This is a genomic window from Floridaenema aerugineum BLCC-F46, from assembly GCF_041929345.1.
Classification (GTDB): Bacteria; Cyanobacteriota; Cyanobacteriia; order Cyanobacteriales; family Aerosakkonemataceae; genus Floridanema; species Floridanema aerugineum.
In genome coordinates, this window is sequence record NZ_JBHFNQ010000190.1 from 1 (window position 1) to 14,826 (window position 14,826).

Annotated in this window: 13 protein-coding genes; 1 reads left to right on the plus strand and 12 read right to left on the minus strand. The window is 42.1% G+C overall.

Features of this window, described 5'->3' with window-relative positions; genetic code table 11:
• Positions 1-92: 92 nt before the first annotated feature.
• Complete coding sequence (locus ACE1CC_RS24415) at positions 93-1,622, plus strand: response regulator (RefSeq protein ID WP_413273037.1); 1,530 nt, start codon at positions 93-95, stop codon at positions 1,620-1,622.
• A gap of 112 nt (positions 1,623-1,734) precedes the next feature.
• Here ACE1CC_RS24415 and ACE1CC_RS24420 read toward each other — a convergent pair whose 3' ends face one another.
• From ACE1CC_RS24420 to ACE1CC_RS24475, 12 genes are all read right to left on the minus strand, one after another.
• Positions 1,735-4,617, minus strand: a complete 2,883-nt coding sequence (locus tag ACE1CC_RS24420) for a CAAX protease (protein WP_413273038.1) — start codon at positions 4,615-4,617, stop codon at positions 1,735-1,737.
• The gene (locus tag ACE1CC_RS24425; RefSeq protein WP_413273039.1) at positions 4,614-5,276 is read right to left on the minus strand and encodes a hypothetical protein; all 663 of its coding nucleotides are present in this window, start codon (positions 5,274-5,276) and stop codon (positions 4,614-4,616) included. The genes ACE1CC_RS24420 and ACE1CC_RS24425 overlap by 4 nt, the downstream gene beginning before the upstream one ends.
• Positions 5,277-5,390: 114 nt before the next feature.
• Entirely contained in the window at positions 5,391-5,819 is a 429-nt protein-coding gene (locus ACE1CC_RS24430; RefSeq protein WP_413273040.1) for a hypothetical protein, read from the minus strand.
• Positions 5,820-5,849: 30 nt separating this feature from the next.
• Positions 5,850-7,793, minus strand: coding sequence for an alginate export family protein (locus ACE1CC_RS24435; protein WP_413273041.1), 1,944 nt, complete (start codon positions 7,791-7,793; stop codon positions 5,850-5,852).
• 258 nt (positions 7,794-8,051) lie between these two features.
• The gene (locus ACE1CC_RS24440; RefSeq protein ID WP_413273042.1) at positions 8,052-9,722 is read right to left on the minus strand and encodes an alpha/beta hydrolase; all 1,671 of its coding nucleotides are present in this window, start codon (positions 9,720-9,722) and stop codon (positions 8,052-8,054) included.
• A gap of 84 nt (positions 9,723-9,806) precedes the next feature.
• On the minus strand, positions 9,807-10,694 hold the full coding sequence (locus ACE1CC_RS24445) for an SDR family NAD(P)-dependent oxidoreductase (RefSeq protein ID WP_413273043.1): 888 nt from the start codon (positions 10,692-10,694) through the stop codon (positions 9,807-9,809).
• A 240-nt stretch (positions 10,695-10,934) separates the two neighbouring features.
• Positions 10,935-11,426 carry a DUF1269 domain-containing protein gene (locus tag ACE1CC_RS24450; RefSeq protein ID WP_413273044.1) on the minus strand — a complete coding sequence of 164 codons (492 nt, stop codon included), beginning with the start codon at positions 11,424-11,426 and terminating at the stop codon, positions 10,935-10,937.
• Positions 11,427-11,462: 36 nt separating this feature from the next.
• Positions 11,463-11,864, minus strand: a complete 402-nt coding sequence (locus ACE1CC_RS24455) for a hypothetical protein (protein ID WP_413273045.1) — start codon at positions 11,862-11,864, stop codon at positions 11,463-11,465.
• A gap of 104 nt (positions 11,865-11,968) precedes the next feature.
• Positions 11,969-12,763 (minus strand): SDR family oxidoreductase, encoded by a 795-nt coding sequence (locus ACE1CC_RS24460; protein WP_413273046.1) that lies wholly within the window; start codon positions 12,761-12,763, stop codon positions 11,969-11,971.
• A gap of 131 nt (positions 12,764-12,894) precedes the next feature.
• Positions 12,895-13,119, minus strand: a complete 225-nt coding sequence (locus ACE1CC_RS24465; RefSeq protein ID WP_413273047.1) for a hypothetical protein — start codon at positions 13,117-13,119, stop codon at positions 12,895-12,897.
• A gap of 62 nt (positions 13,120-13,181) precedes the next feature.
• The gene (gene hdhA, locus ACE1CC_RS24470) at positions 13,182-13,949 is read right to left on the minus strand and encodes a 7-alpha-hydroxysteroid dehydrogenase (protein WP_413273048.1); all 768 of its coding nucleotides are present in this window, start codon (positions 13,947-13,949) and stop codon (positions 13,182-13,184) included.
• A gap of 63 nt (positions 13,950-14,012) precedes the next feature.
• Positions 14,013-14,507, minus strand: coding sequence for a permease (locus ACE1CC_RS24475; RefSeq protein WP_413273049.1), 495 nt, complete (start codon positions 14,505-14,507; stop codon positions 14,013-14,015).
• Positions 14,508-14,826 lie beyond the last annotated feature (319 nt).

Sequence of the window (14,826 nt, forward strand, 5' to 3'; positions counted from 1 at the left end):
GAAAGTACGTTGTTGCGCTTTAGCACCTGAGAAGAGCGCTAAAGCGCAACAACGTACCAAGAAAAGAAAACTAATAGTTCAATAATCACGAGATGAAAATTTTGTTGGTAGAGGACGATAGTCATACCCAGGAAGTATTACAGACAACACTGACTAAGCAAAACTTTCTAGTTGATGGGGCGACAGATGGGGAAACTGCCTGGGAATTGCTGGGACAGTTTACTTATGATTTATTATTATTAGATGTGATGTTGCCTAAGTTAGATGGGATTAGTCTTTGTCGTCGTTTGCGTCAGGCAGAAAACCCGATCTTGATTATGTTATTAACTACTCGTGATAGTGTTACCGATAAATTGTTAGGTTTAGAAAGTGGTGCTGATGATTATCTGACAAAACCGATCGATCTTCAAGAATTAACTGCTCGGATTCACACATTAACCAGGCGTAATCCATTAGTTCCTAACTCTATTCTCACATACGATCGCCTCTGCCTCGATCCAGTTTCCCGCCAAGTAACATACAATGGGCAATTACTCAAAATTGGACGCAAAGAATACTTAATTTTAGAACTATTACTCCGCCATCCTCATCAAGTGTTTAATCGATCGGAGATTATCGATCGCCTTTGGAGTCTCGATCAAGAAATCCCCACCGAAGCAACAGTAAAATCCCACATTCGGAGCATTCGTCGTAAACTAGAACAGGTAGGAGGAGAAGATTTAATTCAAACACTTTATGGACAAGGATATCGCCTCAATCCTGCTTTACAAAAACCACCTGCTTTAGAGCAAATCAACAAGATCACCGCTAATGTTTGGGAACGTGCATATAGCAAAAGTTTGGATAAAATCGCTGAGTTAGAACAAGCGATCGCCATCTTACAATCTGGTAATTTAGAAGAAACACTCCGTCAACAAACCGTATTTACTGCACATAAACTCGCCGGAACTCTTGGCGTATTTGGTTTTGAAATCGCTGCCCAACTTTCCCAACAAATTGAAGATGTGTTTCGTTTGCCTCTCGTTCCCCCAGAAAGTGCAACTCAACTCTGGCAATGGATTCAAGCATTGCGTCGAGAGTTGGATGGAACACAAAGATCGATCGCACCACCCAATATACCTCTGCAAAAAAGAATATATAAGGCAGGCAGGATGCCTACCCCACAAGAGTTATTGGAGATGTCTAATACTCAATCCTCCACAACTTCCACCTGGAAAAATACCCGCATCCTTGCCATTGACGACGATCCAAACCTATTAAACCAAATTCAATCTATTTTAACTGTACAGGGAATGCAAACCCATTGCCTAACTGAGGCAACCGAACTTTGGGAAGTGATGGAACAAGTAAAACCCGATTTATTAATAGTAGATATTCTATTGCCTGAGATCGATGGATTAGCATTGTGTCAACAAATTCGTAACTCATCCCGCTGGGCATGGTTGCCAATTTTAGTTTTGAGTGTTCGTAGCGATCGCCAAACTGTCAATCAAGTTTTTACTGCTGGCGCGGATGACTATATATCGAAACCGATCGTACCAGAAGAACTAATCACCCGACTCACCAACCGCCTCAATCGACATCAGTTGATTCAGCAGTTGGCAAGCAACTCAACTCATTAACTCAAGTTGCTAGTGGAATGGTGCGTTACTAAGGATGGGGCAGGCAGGATGCCCACCCCACAAGAAAGCTGTAACTCTTGTGGGGCGGGCATCCTGCCTGCCTTAGTTTTCGTTAAAAAGTCAGAGGTGCAAGAGGGGCAATATCTGGATCGTCTCCACCTAACTGATTAGTGCGTAACATCCATGACGTTGCACCTTGCCTAAGAAAACATTCTGTAATGCTGTCACTGGCAACACGAGGAAGCACCGTTCGCCAACTAACTAAACCTCTGAGCAAAGTTTGTAATGGATCGTCTTCCAAAGTACTACCTAAAACAGCGGATTCTCCTAACCAATCGGCACGGGCACTGCCAAAGGGCATCAAGTGCCATTTTAGATCCTTACCGAGTTTTTCTAGTTGCTTAAGTCTTTGTGCTTGATCGGGATGTTGTTTCATCCAGGTTTTGATATCGGGATGATTTCGGATCGATCGCGCCATCTCCATTAAAGCAGCATACAAACTTTGATTAGAATCTTGAGAGCAGTTGTTCGCAGGCCCAACATAAGTTCCCCCAGTACCATCACCAATCCGATAACGCGCTGCCATCACTTCCAACTGACGAGTTAACACATCTAAGGGCGATCGCTGTTTTCCCTCCGCTACCTCATAATTCCCAGTAAAAGGCTCGAATTCAATTAGTGTATCGGAAATTGGGCGCACTCCGATCCAACCAAATTGACGATCGCCCATATACCTTGACCAGTGCATACTTCCAGACGTTAACCCATCTGGATTTTGAGTATAAATTTGGTGATAGATAATGTCCCAGCGTAACTCATCACTCAGCGGTTCGCGGATTACTGTAGCAACACCAAAGGCAAAGTGTCCAAAGTAAACAGGGCCTTGAGCAGAGGGTTCAATCTTTTTCCCACCAATCCCACCATAAACATGAACTAGTAAGGCGCGACTACCTTCCTGCAACTGATTTTTAGCTTGCTTTAAGGACTTAGACGAGTAACTTAAACGAGTTGAGCTAATCTTGCCTTTTTGCTGATTTAAATTTCCCCATGCTTCCTTTTTCAGAAAGGTTTCTACCTCTGTTCGTCCCACAACTTCTTGATTAGCACTAAGTTGAAATAAGGCACGGGGAGCGATCGCCTGTACGACAAAAAATCCCTCGTTGTCTGGTGCGCCGTAGATGTACCAACCTGTTTCATTCAGCGGAGATTGTTCAATCCCTTTATTTGTAAAAGGATAAGTGCCATTATCATCCTTAACCACCTGTGGCAACCAGACAACTTCCTCTACTCCATCAAACTGCTGACTAGCTTTGTTGAAATGAACGACGCGAAAATGTTCTGGAGTCGCAGATTTATCAACCGATGCCAAGAATTTTACCAAACCGTAGAAACGTCCAGTAATTTGAATGGGCTCACGGGAAATCACAAGATCGATCGCATTTTCCCCTTCCAACACCTGCACTACTATCGGATCGGGTAATGCCACAATTAGATCGTCTTCCGGGTGAGCACCTGCCAAAGATTCTAGCGGATCAACTAATTGCCAGTGATTCAGACGAGTTGGGTACACACCACCTTGTTGACTCTTGTATTCAGCAGTGGGGCTGAAATGCACATCTTTAGTTACTTGGCGCAAGTAAGCTTGAACTTTTGCATCTTCACTCCAACGCAAAGTGACGACTTGACCGATCAGATTGGCATATTCCTGGGGTGCATGATGAATCTCAAAAGGCACACTTTGAGATTGTCGTTGCTCAGGAGTTGGTAAAATTAAGCGACCGATCCAGTTAGCAACGGGATGATAGCGTTCGCTATGGACTGAAGCATGAATCGGGTAAAATTCAGGACGATTGAAGGCAGCTTCCCGATAGCGATCGAGATTACTCAGAATGCGGGGTTTATTCAGTTCTGCGAGTTGAGCCGTTCCTTGAAGAATCTCAGCCACCCAATCTACAGTTTGTTGTAGCGCACTGCGACCATCGGAAAGCAACAAATCTGCATCCATCACACCACCGGGAACTTGATGTCCAACTGGGCCAAGATTAATCAAAGTCACTTTCCCCATCCGTTTAGTGCGATTCCAGTAAGAAAGAAATAACAGTTTCCAGCGTTTGGGAAAGAAGATCGGCCCTGCCCGTTCCACAATATCTTTATTGCCAACTAAATGATAAAAGTGTTCTAGTTTTAGAGAGTTGTTATTGCCGCTAAACACTCCGGCGATCGAGATAATATCGATCGGTGCTTGCAAAGCATCCTTTAAATAAGGTGCAGTTCCCATCGAAATCTGTCCACCACCGCTAAAACCAATCAAAGTGATCGGTAAACCACTTCCGGGTACATAACCATGATTGAGTAAGCTATTGTAGATCACCTGAGCCGTTCCCCGGTTGTAGATCGGCCCATAACGACTATCAGCAGACACCGAAACCATAAACATATTTCGCAGATTGATGACAAAAGCCAGCAAACCGCCATTTCCGGTCGATTGTACGCGATCGGCCCAGTTCCAGAACCAAGCAAAGGGACGATTCTCAGTCAAGGCGCGGTTCATCGGTGAATAGGGCATTAAACCCCGGATGATTTGAATATCATCAGGCAATACCTTAGCTAAATCATCCAAAAACCTTTCTACATCCGGGAGATAGTCAAATTTTGCCTGACCAATGCCATCAAGATAAATTACATAGCGAGAAACTGCTATTTCTGCGGGTACTTGTTCTTGAAGTTTACCCAAGTTTTGCTTTGTGGTTTCGATCGGATCGCCATACCACCCCGCCCACCAACCTAACGCTTCTAGAGGAGTAAGCAAAATCGCTAAAAGTAGCGCCAGCACACCGATTCCGACTAGATTAAAGATCAAACGAACAGTTACGCTCATGGCAGCAAAAGCAGTTTGAATCAGCAGGGGTAGAAGGGGCAACAAAATTATCAACGCCCCGGTAACTAAAGCCAGCTGCCAGAATTTTTTCCATCGGGTAGATGCTTGGTTACTCATGAGTTTCTGTTATCCTGATTGCTTGGGTTACTTTGTAAGCCAGTTTCTAACATGGTTTCTAAGCTGCGTAAGTCAGTTACTAAGTTAGTTCCAGCAGTAGTATTTGCCAGCCAAGTGCCCAAGGCTGCAATTGGTTTTCCGATCGTTCGCTGTAAAATTTGCAAAACAAACCATCCTAGCAAACTACAAGCAAAAGCTTCCCACACACCAAACCCCGTCGCCGCATTAAAACCTTGGACAAATGCCAGTAAAGTCCACAGGGAAAGTAAAACTTGTATCGGTACACCGAAGTAAGGCATAGCGATTAAAAAACTCAGGATTTGGGGAGCCGTAGCCAATCCCACCATGCGATAAACTATGTCGTAATCAACAGTTTGTTGAAACAAAAACCGACTAACTAGCCAAGTACTCCAGATCCAAAAACCATAGCTAAAGACAAACAAAATGGCGGATAGTAACAGGCTCAGAATGAAACGGAAAGGTTTGACTCGGTTGATGAATAGGATAATACTTTGTCCGATCGCCTGCGAAAAACCCGCTAACAACAATACATTAATTGCTATTTTGTTAGCATCGGGTAATTTTGCCATCACCTCAAATGCTTTTGGATTGAGTGCGATCGCTCCTTTAACTAATTCCCAAAAATCCGCAGATTCCATCTCACATATCCTAGAATTTTATTTAAGAAGAATATCACCTAATCAGCATTAGCTTAACTTCGATCGCCAAACCTTGTAGAGACGTTGTATACAACGTCTCTACAGTATGGGTAATTAACTCTTGAGAACTTCTACACTATCTTCCTCAGCGGCTATTCTCGCTTCGATCGCCTCAAAAACAGCTACCTCCGCTTCTTCCGCAGCAGCAGCGGCAAGTAAGATCGCAGCCAGCGCATATTCTTCCGCTTCTTGAGCGTGTTTTAACAGTTTGTCTTTCGCCTTTTGCGCTTTCCATTCTGCTACTTCCGCTTCAACTTCTGCCTTTTTCGCTTCAATACGTTGCGTCAGTTTCTCCTTAGCAGTTGCCACTTCCTGCTTTTTAGTTTCTAACTTGGCTTTCGCTATTTCTAGCTTTTCTTTGATTGTAGATTCTGCTTCTTTAGAAGCTGTAGTCAGTTTTTCTTTGACTTGGAGTAAATGACTTTCAATCCCATTCAACTGGACTTTCAGATCGTCACAGAATTTTTCAATTCTTTCGCTCATGGTAATCTCCTAAGATTAAAAAAATGTACGTTAGAAACCTAAAAACAGAGAAATTTGAAAGGTAAACCAGGGATTCGTATCATCTGTTACGGCGCGGCGGATTCCATCAGAGGGAAACGCGATCGATCCGACAGAAAGAAAGAACAAATTTTGCGAAATTGACCAACGAGTTGTTAACATCACCTCATGTCCAATACTGCGAGATTCCAGCGTTGATAAAGCTGGATTTCCCCCCAGATTGTTCAACTGATTGGCAAACAAATAGAAGTAATCTACAGAAAATTGTAACCTATCAGTGGGTTGTACTTTAAATTCAACTCGATGGGAAAGTAAATTGCCATTCGAGTAAACTTTAGCCAAATTAATCCCTTGTAGCCAATCACCTAATCCGCCACCGCGCAAAGAATCAAATCTTTCGTAAGTGGAAGTTTTCGGATTATCGCCGCTGAAAGCAGCAAATCGATAACTAATACTAGGTCGCCAAGGAGCATTTTTAAAAGTATAACCTCCCCAAATATAACCTGCATGAGCAGACATAGCAAAGTTACTATTCCATTCGTGAGCATATTCACTTTCTAGCCATAACCCTTCGATGCCGAAAGGAGATGACCAACGTACTCGCGGATTAATAACTTGTAAACCTTCCCTAGTTTGTTGTTGTCCGTCAGGAAAAGCGTAAATTGTGTTTGATTGGGGAACTGTAATATATGCGAGTGATGCTTCAATATTGCGGTTATCATTGTACTTTAAATTAACACCTAAAAAACGTGATTCGGTATCAGCGATCGGTAATTCATTCGGATTCAAGTAAAATCCTTGAATTAAGAATTGACCAATTCGCAAATCGGCTAAAACCGCATTATCATAAACTGTCCGCGCATTGAGAAAACTAGCACCCCGTTCTAAAGCATTAGCAGAACCCAGCACTTGTCCAAATAGAAAATTGCGATTTAGTTGAAAGTTTTGTCGTCCTGCTGATATATTGAATGATATAGGAGAACCTTTTTGAGCGAAGAGAAACCCGCCATAAAGTTTTTCCACTGCACCATAGAACCGAGTATCGTCACGAAAAATATCAGGAGCTAAAGTTGCCGATTGAGTGAAACTAAATGCGCCGTAAACATAGAGAGGAATATCACCAATTTTAGTAATACCTGCCAAACCCGGTTCAATATAGAATTCAGGCCAAGTAATTGTGCCTTTAGGTTGATAGTTTCCTCTGACAAAATCTTGGGTGTTACCAAACCAAGAATTTGTATCGCTGAAAACTCCTAATCCAGCATTTAAGATGACTTTTACCAAAGCGCGATCGCTCTCATAAAGCGTCGGAAAATCACCAAATCTCCCAGTTACAAAAATGCCTTTTGGCTCTTTACTTTCTGGTGGTTTTGAACTATCTTCTGGTTGCAGATTAACTAACAAAGCAACAACTACCCCACCTGGGTTATCTGCTTGGTAAACTCGGTATTCTGCCGATTGAACAAAAGCTAATTGTTGCACTTGATTAGTAGCTCTTTCAGCAAATAGCGGACTAAAGTTGCCACCTGCACGAATCGCAAAAGTCTCAGTTATTTGTTGTTGTAACTGCTGATTTTTTGCTGGATCGTTTGTGGGATTTCTCAGGTGAATATAAACTCTTTCGATCGCACTTCCCTCTGCTACTCTTGGCGGAATCAGAATCCCCGCATTAGGATCGTAAGAGTTAGTTGACGAAGATTCTGTTTGCTGAGAAACTTGATTTGGGGATTGGAGGCGATCGAATATCGAAAGCTCCTCTAGGGTGATTTTCTGTTCACCTTCCGCCGAATTTTGCTGCTCCAAAAGGTCAATTGCACGAGTAGAAATAACCTGATTATTGTTGTTAACTGTAGGTGTTACTTGTGCCAAACCTACTGAAGCAAAACCCAAAACAGACAAAGTTGAAATTGAAATCAACCCCAGAAAATAACGATACCAGAGCAAACAACGAACCATCGAAATAAACCTCACACCTATTAAATCAAATCTGAGTTAATCACTCCTATATCTTCTCCCTCTTTCCTCTGTGTCCGGGAGCGTCCGGGAGCGGTTCATTAGAGTTCTCCAATAACTCTTGTGGGGTAGGCATCCTGCCTGCCTTTGAGTTAATTTTTTGGATAAGTCTATTATAAAAGGGCTTTTTTACCACAGATAAACACAGATAAACACAGATAAACATAGAGATTTTCTGGATTTTTACAGAAGTTTAATGCCCTAAAGTTTCGAGCGAAACTCCTGACTCGCTTCCCCCAATCCTTCATCAGATTTAGCACTAATTAAAAACACCTTAAACTGCTGTTCGCGACTGAGATATTCCGTGTATGTCGCTTGTAAATATGGTCGATAAGTTGGATTATCGAGCAACGAAACTTCAAAAAATGCCAGCGTTAAAGCATTACTATAAGAATTTAAAAGAGCGGGTGGTGGTAATGTTAAATAAGTGGCAGATTCAATAAGTTGCATTAACCCGGAACCAAGAACTGAGAAATCGACATGAGCTTGTCCTTCAACAAGTGCTAAATATTTGTTGGGAGTTGTCAGCATTTTGAACGATCGCACTTGCTCAAAAACAGCTGGTGTTGCTGGATCGTAAGTTCCCGCTTCCAGCATAGTTGGAATAGTGATTTGACTCAAACCTTTAGCACCAAAAATAGCATAATTAACTGGATTTAAAGCATAAACTGCTTTTACTCTTGGATCTCTTAAATTGTACGGTTGACGGGGTAAATCTAATACCCGACATTGAATAAATAGCGAGAAGTCGAGATATTCCAGATTATTATTACAAGTCTGTTGCAAATGAGCAAAATCGATCGTCGCACCCGCCACTGCTAACACAGTATAACCGCCAAAAGAATGCCCCATCACTCCCACAGATTGCACATTTAAACGCCCAGAAAATTCGCTTTGATTGCGTCGTTCTAATTCATCCAAAACATAACTAATATCTAAAGGAGCATCGATAAAATCCTGACTAAAAAACACATTTCGGGATAATCCTTGGTGCATATTTTGCAGCTGAATCATATCGCTTCCCGGATGTTGGGGCACCGCGACAACATAGCCGTGAGATGCAAAAAACTCTGCCCGTTTCGCCAAATCTTCAGGTCTAGATCCAAGCCCATGAGAAATCACAATTACAGGTGCTTTTCCGCTTCTCCAACGTTGGGGTTGATACAAGTCAACATAAAAAGATCGCTTACGTTTTTCATCTCTTAACTGCCAGCGTTTTTGCTGCACTCCTAAATTTCCAAGTTGCCTTAAATCAGCTAAAGCCGAAAAGTTAGTTGCTACTTCTTTTTTAGCTTCCTCCTCAGAAAGTTGAGCAATAGTTTTGGTAAAATATTTCGTTGCTTCAACCACAATACCCGCTGCTTTGGACAACTCTAAGCTAGATCGGACATCAATCCACATATCCGTCGGGTATTTGCGGAATAAATTCAACAAAGACAGACCTTTGGGATCTGAAGCTGCTAAAATAATCGCTGCACGGAGAGCATATTTGCCGTTGATGTTTGGGTCTGTACGAATATAGGAACCAAACTGGTTTAAAAAGTTTTCTCCAAGGGGAGTGTAGAGAAATTGCGAGATGGGAACCAGATTTACTTTGATAGATGATTTAAGTACTTGTCGAAATCTTTGCTGTTCCTCTTGATCTGCTTTGAGAAATTTGAAGTAAAACTGTAAATCGGGAGGAATAACGCCTGTTTCGACAAAAGTTTCTAGGGAACTAACTTCCAAAGTTTCAACTATCGGGCCATATTGAAAATAGATTTTTTCTGCGGCTTTGGCGGGGAGAGTGGCGATCGCACTAGCGCCAATTCCTAACAAAAGCAGCTGGATTTTTCCTACCCAATTAGATGCAGTTTGATATTTGAAAAACACAGTAAGTAATTTCCTAAAATATTAAATTCGGCTATCGATTTCTAGTAGAGACATTGTATACAACATCTCTACAAAAAGCTATCTTTAGTAAGCCGTCCAACCACCATCAGTGGCATAAGTACAACCAGTTAAATTAGAGGCATCTTGAGACAAGAGAAAGAGAATAATTGCCCCTTGTTCCCAAACGGTAGCCGAACGATTTTTGGAATCAGCAGCAGACAAAATGCTCTTTACTTTGAGTCCACCCATCGAGCCACCCTCTCCAGCTTTTTTGCTTGCCTGCACAAATTCACCTGCTCTAGCTACCATCGGTGTATCCGTAGCTGCCATATTGACTGAGTTGATCCGAATCCCGTAGGGCGCATAATCTAGGGCGGCATTTCGCGTTAAGCCTGTAACTCCGTGTTTACTAGCAACGTAGGCAGGATTTCCGGCTAATCCAGTTAAGCCTGCGATCGAACCAATATTAACGATCGCTCCACCTTTACCCTGTGCTATCATCTGTCGCAGTTCTGAGCGCATCGACTTAAATACACCCGTTGTATTAGTCGCAATCACAGCATCCCAATATTCATCAGTAGCCAGATGAATTGAATTAGGCAATAGATTCCGTTGACCTTCAAAATTCAGCGGTTGAGCCGGATCTCCCCCATCCATCACCCCAGCTGCATTCAGCGCCAGATCGATACCGCCAAAGGTTTTCACGGCTTCTGCTATCATGCGATCGCACAACGCCGTTTCCACGACATTGCCCACAACTGCGATCGCACTGTGTCCTTCCTCTTTAATCTTGCTAATTGTCTGATTTAGCTCTTTTTCCTTGCGGTCAACTCCAACCACATTAGCACCTTCACGGGCGGCTCGAATTGCTGTTGCAGCACCAATTCCCGTTGCCGCACCCGTAATTAAAATTGTTTTTCCTTGAAATCGATTGGGAATAAAATAGTCAGGATTAGTAGGTTGAATATCCATAGTTTTTACCTCACCTTTGATTGAATTACTTGCAGAAAAAACATCGCTAGTTGGGGTAGATTCAGCTTCTCCAGAGGAAACCTTGTAGAGACGTTGTATACAACGTCTCTACATTCTTTGTTGGAGATGTCTATTAGACCTCTCCAACAAAGAATATATAAGGCAGGCAGGATGCCTACCCCACAAGAGTTTTTGGAGATGTCTATTGAATTTTTTCTAATTTATGACTTCTAAAAAAAGCTATTCTTCACCAAAATGTTCTTTGAGTTTGGCTTCTTGTTCTGCTGATAGATTAGATTGAATCAGTTCTCCTTTTTCATCTGATGAAAATGCCGCTTCCACCTTATCCAAGGTTACTTTTCCAGTTAACAAAAATAAAGCCGATGTTCCTTCGGTGACTTTGGCTTTAACATCTTTAATGAAATCATCGTTGATGCCATAGTCACTAAAAGATCCAGACATTGCGCCTAATGCTGCACCCAGCGCCATTCCCACAATAGGCATCAGGAAAATTAACCCAAATAGCATTCCCCAAAAAGCGCCGTCTATTGCACCTGTACTTACTAAATCGACTGCCTGACGGGTTTTTGGCTTTTTGCGACCTTGAGGCCAAGATACGATCGCTGCATCCGCAATTTCAATCAATTCTTGTTTTTGCAGTTCTACCAACTTTGCCAATGCCTTATCAGCACCATCAGCAGTATGAAATTTCCAAACAGTTAGCGTGGTCATGATTGTATTACTCCTGATTAAATTAAGAAACGGTATTTATCTAGTTTTGCCGTACAATTTGACAATTGCTCTTTCGGTTGAACCTGGACGAGATCTATAAATTAAGGTGACGTAGCGGATGGATCGATCGCGTCCTGGGAGATCGATGACTCTTGATTGTTTATTTTTGCCAATGTATTGGCGCATCGGAGTATTGAGAGTTACCCCATTGCGTAAAGTAACGGTCATACTGAGAATTTCAATGCCCGTTTCTTTGACTTCTAATTTGAGGCGAGCAAACTGTTTTCCAGTCCTTACAGGAATAACATCGCGCTCAGTAACTAAACGAACACTTCGCTCTCCCAAATATTCCCATCTATCTGCCAGTGCTGGTGCGATCGACCCTAACAAAGTTAGATTAAACGCCAGCAAACTAACAATAACTGTTCTTCGTTTCATAAAAAACCTCTAGTGGGTAATTTTAAAGTACGTTGTTGTGCTTTAGCACTAAATGTGGGGCTAAAGCCCAACAACGTACCTCTAAAAGCTCTCAGATTAACGGCTTATTCATCATCACCAGTTGGCATTTTGCTCTTATAAGTTCCGCCTCCATTTACTAACAGTTCAATTCCTGACACCCAGCTAGCAGCAGGAGAAATCAAATAATTGAAAGCATAAGCAATGTCTTGGGGAACACCTCGGCGTTTCATTACTATGGAATCTGACAACCGTTTCAACATTGCTTCGTCATAACCTGCATCCAAAGTTGCCGCACCATTGTCCACAGAACCAATGATAATAGTATTCACCCGTACCTCTGGCCCACTCATTGCTGCCATACTGCGCGACATATTTACCAACGCCGCCTTTGCATTACTGTAAGAAATAAATTCAGGGGAAGGAGTAGTACCCACCAAAGAACCGGAGAAAGTTACGGAAGCATTTTCTTCTTTTTTCAAATAAGGGATACAAAGCTTAGTCAAGTTATAACTGCTGACAGTATTCAGCAGATAAGACTTCATCATGTAATCAGTACTCACACCCCACAAAGGTGTATATTCTCCCCAACCCACATTGTTAATTAATGCAGTAATTTTGCCAAACTTGTTGAGAGTAGCATCTACTAATTCTTGCAGTTGTGCTTCATCAGTAACATCAGTTTTAATGGCGAGAGTTTCTTGTCCTGTTGCTTTGGTAATCTCATCGGCATTTTTTTGTGCCGCTTCAAAGTTCAAATCAGAAACGACAACTTTTGCCCCTGCTTCTGCTAAAACATGAGCAGTTGCACCTCCGATCGCACCCCCCGCACCAGTAATAATCACAACGTAATCTTTGAGCGAAAACATATCAAGAGCCATGATTGTTATCTCCTAAATAAGTTGGAAAACATGAAAAACAAAGCGGTTGTAATTGTAGGGTGCGTTAGGCGCAGCCGTAACGCACCTAATTTCTGCAAGAGTTATGAGTTGAATTAAAAACTCAAAACTATCTAAGTAACCGTCAGCAATATAATCAGCACAACACTTAACACCAACGCCAGCAAAATTGCTTTAACAACACGGCGACTCAGCAACCCAACAATCAAAACCAACATGATTGCTATGCCACCCACACCGATATAAATCAAATCCTGACCTGTATTATTAATTAAAGGATCGGCTGGTGGAGAGGTTTGAGTTTGAGCAATCAAGAGGGGTATTTCTAACGGATTCATAGCAGTATTTTCCTAATCAAAAATCACTGTTTAAATCGTTAGAATGCTGCCATTTGTGCTGATTAGTCAAGTTCCTGCAAACCACCACCACTAACTGTGAGTACCTGTCCGCTTACCCAACTTGCAGCGGGAGAACATAAGAATAAAGCGGCATAAGCAATATCATTTGGTTGTCCCAAACGCGCCAAAGGTGTGTGTTTTAACATTGCCTTTTCAACTTCTGGGGTGAGCACAGTTGCCAAAGCATCAGTTTTAATTGCACCGGGAGCGATCGCATTAACTCGAATATTTTTTGGCCCTAAATCAAAGGCAATGTTGCGAGTTAAATGACTTTCTGCTGCTTTTGAGGAACCGTAGGAAGCCATATTAATGTTTTTGTTGTCACCTGCCATTGAGGAAATATTTAAAATGGCACCACCTCCCGCTGCTTCTATATGTGGAGCACATAATTGACAAAGATGAAAAACTGAAAAAACGTTGAGTTTATATGCCCAAATAAATGTGTCCATTGGCATATCAAAAGGTTTTGGGCCACCACCTCCAGCATTATTTACTAAAATGGTAATTTTGCCAAAGGAGTCGATCGCCTCTTTAACCAAATTTTCTAATGCTTCATTACTAGTAACATCGCAAGGAACTGCGATCGCTTTTCCCCCATTAGCATTAATCCCTTCGGCAACAACATCAGCTGTTTCTTTTTTCAAGTCACTAACAACAACTGCTGCCCCAGATGCCGCAAACAATTCAGCGATTCCCCTGCCAATTCCGGCACCGGAACCTGTTACAATAGCAACTTGTCCATCGAGTTTAAATGCGTCTAATACTGTCATATTTACTAATCTCCTGAATGCGATTAAGTAATTACCAAAAAAGCTGATTTTTTTAGGAAAATTCTATTCGGAACGAAGCATAGATTTCATTACAGCCGCATTAATAAACCAAGCAGCAATTCCGGCAATTAAACCCATAACTATCGCCCCTATAAATGGAGTAACGAGGATCGATCCCACAAATTTTTGCAAGAATAATGCGATCAATGCAGTCGTACCAAAGGCAAACAGAGAATAAAACAAAACGGTTCTCAATCCAAAAAAGAAGAAGGAGCGATCGAGCAAATCTGCGTCAGCTAGTTGCAAACTTTTCGCTTTCTTACCGAAGTTAAAAAAGGCGATTGTACCCAGAATCTGCGACAGGAGAAATGCCGTCATCACGCCCGATGAAAAAACAGTTTTTTCGTGCGCTGAAATGGTATCCACTGTCAGCGGCACAGTTGCATTTCCTTTAAACATGAACCATGCTATAACTCCGTTAATCACAGCGTTAATAACGCCACTGACGATCGCTTCTTTCTCAATGATTGCGCTTACTGGAGCCGAATCATCAACCATACAATAGCCTGGGGTTTAATCATCTTCCAAACCATAAACGAAAAAGGTGCAAAAAAGGTGCAGAGTCGCTCAGATATTCCAGAAAATTTTGGCGCTTTCGGAGGAACATTGTTTATTTTTCCTCGTCTAATGACATAAACAGTTGTTTTAGAAACTGGGATTCTTGAAGAAAATCAGGGCTCTCCCGGATTTATGGTGATAACAAAATCTTATTTAATCGTAGGGTGTGTTAGGCACGGGCGATAAATTCAGCATTCCAATCCATCAATAAATTCCCGTGCCTAACGCACCGTTCCCTGGTTTGTAACATTTATGAACA

Bases quoted from the DNA above. Each gene is read 5' to 3' on its own strand.
- ACE1CC_RS24455 (WP_413273045.1), bottom strand. From the start codon at position 11,864: ATGAAACGAAGAACAGTTATTGTTAGTTTGCTGGCGTTTAATCTAACT.
- ACE1CC_RS24430 (WP_413273040.1), bottom strand. From the start codon at position 5,819: ATGAGCGAAAGAATTGAAAAATTCTGTGACGATCTGAAAGTCCAGTTG.
- ACE1CC_RS24415 (WP_413273037.1), top strand. From the start codon at position 93: ATGAAAATTTTGTTGGTAGAGGACGATAGTCATACCCAGGAAGTATTA.
- hdhA (WP_413273048.1), bottom strand. From the start codon at position 13,949: ATGACAGTATTAGACGCATTTAAACTCGATGGACAAGTTGCTATTGTA.
- ACE1CC_RS24450 (WP_413273044.1), bottom strand. From the start codon at position 11,426: ATGACCACGCTAACTGTTTGGAAATTTCATACTGCTGATGGTGCTGAT.
- ACE1CC_RS24465 (WP_413273047.1), bottom strand. From the start codon at position 13,119: ATGAATCCGTTAGAAATACCCCTCTTGATTGCTCAAACTCAAACCTCT.
- ACE1CC_RS24460 (WP_413273046.1), bottom strand. From the start codon at position 12,763: ATGGCTCTTGATATGTTTTCGCTCAAAGATTACGTTGTGATTATTACT.
- ACE1CC_RS24425 (WP_413273039.1), bottom strand. From the start codon at position 5,276: ATGGAATCTGCGGATTTTTGGGAATTAGTTAAAGGAGCGATCGCACTC.
- ACE1CC_RS24420 (WP_413273038.1), bottom strand. From the start codon at position 4,617: ATGAGTAACCAAGCATCTACCCGATGGAAAAAATTCTGGCAGCTGGCT.
- ACE1CC_RS24445 (WP_413273043.1), bottom strand. From the start codon at position 10,694: ATGGATATTCAACCTACTAATCCTGACTATTTTATTCCCAATCGATTT.
- ACE1CC_RS24435 (WP_413273041.1), bottom strand. From the start codon at position 7,793: ATGGTTCGTTGTTTGCTCTGGTATCGTTATTTTCTGGGGTTGATTTCA.
- ACE1CC_RS24475 (WP_413273049.1), bottom strand. From the start codon at position 14,507: ATGGTTGATGATTCGGCTCCAGTAAGCGCAATCATTGAGAAAGAAGCG.